We start from the raw sequence: 3,445 nt of genomic DNA, 5'->3' as shown, positions 1-3,445 counted from the left end.
GAGATATGGTTTAAACCAAATGGATAATAGTTGTTGGTATCGGTAATTTCTGCAGTGCCTGTACTGTTCTTGGCAAAACTTACCCTTGTGTTACCAAGGTGGTCTCTGTACTGGTAAATATAACGGTTTTCTGTGAAACTGTAAAAACCTTCTGCGGTGGCTACAAAATCCAGTTTCCATTCCGGGGTAACGGAAAGTCCAGGATCAAAAATACCTTTATAAGCTTGCTGCTCATATGCATTTTCTGTTCTGCATTCCAAACATATCCCTCCTTTATCAATATAACTATACTGGAAACCATCCAGATAGTCCGTAATCCGGGTGGTAACAGAGCCTCTTGGCGGAGCACTGGAATAGGTTTTACGAAGCTTGGTTCCGTCTGCACGGTAAAGATAACTCATCGTACTGTTTAGCAGCTGCCCCAATCCGTTGGTATTCTGCATGCTATATCCGTTGGAAAGGTTCAGATGGTTGTATTGAATCGTCTGGATTCCTTTGTCCAGCATATTTTTCATATTTCCGTTCAGGTCATAGAGAATAGTATTGTTGCCGCCTTCATATCCTGTATCATTCAATGCATTCTCAATGACTTTTGTTAAACGGTTACCTGTGTATTCGTATACCAGATCGTCTACCTGGGTCGAGGTAACTCCATTTACAGGGAAAGCATTTCTTTTCAAGGTCTTTATGTTTCCATTCAGATCATATGTCAGATGTTCATTATAATTATTGTTAAACGGAACAACGGCATAAGGCTCAGAATAAACGGCATCCTTCAATCTGTTAACTCCATCATAGCTATAGTTATAGCGCTTCAGTACTCCTTCTGAGGCATTTTTCCAGTCCACCTCCGTTATTGTTCCGGTAAATTTTCCAGGAGCAACATTAGCATTCACCGGATTGTTATATCTTAATTCATAGCCGAAAAGTTTCCCGTTAAGATTTGATGGATCATTGATCTTCGTTAGCCAACCTCTGATATTATAGGTATAATCAATACTTTGAATAGGCTGAGAAGGATTGGTTCCTCCCAGTTTTTTATTCTTCACCTGGGATAACTCATTATATTCATTCTGTATCAGAATTTCTTCAGGGTTGGTATCTACCTGATGTTTATGAGTCAATAATCGGTTTTGATGATCATAGGTGTAAGTTTGTGTAATCACTTTTTCAACATCCGTTGACAATCTTTTGTGGTACACTTTACTTTGCTTAGTTACTCCGGCAAAATCAACTTCTGATTCTGTTCTGGTATACCCGCCAAGATGGTTTCCGGCATATGATCCTATGGTTCTTCCTTTTTCATCATAATAGGTATAATTTCTTGTCCAGGCATCATCTTCAACATTTTTTACATAAGCTGCCAAAAGAAGACTTTTGGTATTTTTAGAGCTTGTACTTTGGCCCGGCTGTTTCATCACCTTCTGACCCGCTATAAAATCCGGAACTCCAGCTCCTGAAGGAAGAGGGGGATAAATATCATAGTAATTTAAAGATAATAAGCTCACCCATTTGGTAGAATTGGGATAGGTAGCATCCGGGTTTCCATAATACACTTCCATGCCCTGGCGCTCAAAAAGAGCACTCGTCAGACGGTTAACATTATTGGATCCGTAACTGTCTGCAATATTCTGTTCCTGTAATCTTTCTCCTCCGGTAGATAGTCCCGTAATCGCTACTCTCCCAAACTGATCGTATTTGGTATACAGCCATTGTCCTTTCTCTTTTAAATTGGCATCACGGCTTCCCACTATCCTGTTCTGCTTATCGTACACAAAATACTCCCAGCCTTTTCCAGGCAGCTTCTTTTCTGTCAGACGATTCTTACTGTCATATTTGTATTGGTAACACAGGTTATCAATGGTAGCAGAATCTAAGACCACAACCGAAGCTATTGGGGGAATAACATAAGCAAGCTGTTTATAATCATTGTAAACGTTATAGGTATCGGCATTTCCAGATGTCCCGATGACCTTTCGGATAAGTATTGTCTGCCCGGAAGCATCTTTAAATTCTATCACTCTGTTTCCATCTTCATCAGTGACCGTATTTTTCACCAATTGACCCTGCTGGTATTCCGTGGCGGGCTGCAAAGTATTGGTATAAACATTTTCTGAAGGATTCCAGGTGGTAATCACTTCATATTTTTTAACATGATCTTCAATTGTATTGAGATCATAACCAAAAGTTACAGATTTGGTATTCCAGTCGTTACCGATCGGCTTTTGTTGCAAAACTCTCTGTAATGGTGAATTCTCAAGGATCTTCTCGGTATAAGTCTTTTCTCCGGAATAGATATTGGTAACATCAGAAACAGGATATGCAACCATTCCCGGGGATTGGGAATAAATGGCTCCATTAGATGTCGAATTCTGAGGAACCGGAAGATAAGTCCGGGTCTGTCTTGCCTGATCATCATATACAATGGGAGTGACCACATCTTTCCCTAAGGGTGTTGCTTTTACATTCACAACCTGTTTGGCTCTTCCCAACAGGTCAAAGTATTGTACCGTCTCTGTCTTTTTACTACAGTCATCATTCAGACAGTCTGTAGTGGATATATAGTTTTCTGTGGTGGTCTGTGCTTTTGAAATGCCAACAGACAAAAGACAGAATATTAATATTATTTTTTTCATCTTAATCGAATGTTAGAAATTAGAGAATATGGCTTTTACGCTGAAGCCCTCATTACTTATGATCAATGTCCGTAATTGTACTGGTATTTCTTCAGCAGTTTTCCTGCCTCATCTTCTACCTTCTCCAGTCTTCCCGCTGAATCATACTGATACACCGCACGAACTCCTGTAGGAGGAGTCATGGTTTTCATCCGTGCCAGAGAATCAAACAAATACGTAGTGATCTGATAATTTCCAAAGTTTGTATTGTTTCTAAACGCATCAAGAGCATTTTGAAGATCTGCTTCTGAAATCACAGCGGCATCAGACTTACTGATAATATCAGATAGATAAGGCACAATCTGATCATACGACGCTCCTTCTACTTTGGCAATAGGCTGGGTCTTGTTGTACCCCCAAACCACAGAAACCGGAATACCGTCTTTGGTTGTATACTGTTCTAAATTTCCTTTGCTGTCGTAGCGATTGAAAATCACTTCTGAGGCCAATAGATCCTGAGAATCATAAGAAACTGATGACGATGGATATTTGTGACCCGGATTCTCATATTTTGTCTCCGACCTGGATATAAGCTTCCCCGGATCAGAAATATTTTTCTTAATCGTGGAAGTAATTTCTAAAGGAAGACCTACCATATTGGCTCCCAATAATTTCAAATTATTTTTCTCCAGGGCATATTGATAGGAAGTCTCCTGAATGCTCCCATCAAATGAGGTAGATCTTTCCAACTTAGGCTTATTGTTATGCGTATTTCGGAATATCTCATTCTTGGTCTCTACCATTCCTGAATCAAAGTAATTCCGGGAAAC

Annotated in this window: 1 protein-coding gene and 1 pseudogene; both read right to left on the bottom strand. The window is 39.8% G+C overall.

The genetic code is table 11. The features are described from left to right. Positions 1-2,636: DUF6443 domain-containing protein (locus ACTJJF_RS21960; protein ID WP_440701018.1), on the bottom strand; the 2,636-nt coding region annotated here is incomplete at its 3' end. Between the two features lie 62 nt (positions 2,637-2,698). After that, a pseudogene (locus ACTJJF_RS21955) lies at positions 2,699-3,445 on the bottom strand (hypothetical protein); the annotation flags it as partial.

The organism is Chryseobacterium sp. 22458, assembly GCF_052044975.1.
GTDB lineage: Bacteria > Bacteroidota > Bacteroidia > Flavobacteriales > Weeksellaceae > Chryseobacterium.
This window is presented reverse-complemented; position numbering and strand designations above follow the sequence as displayed.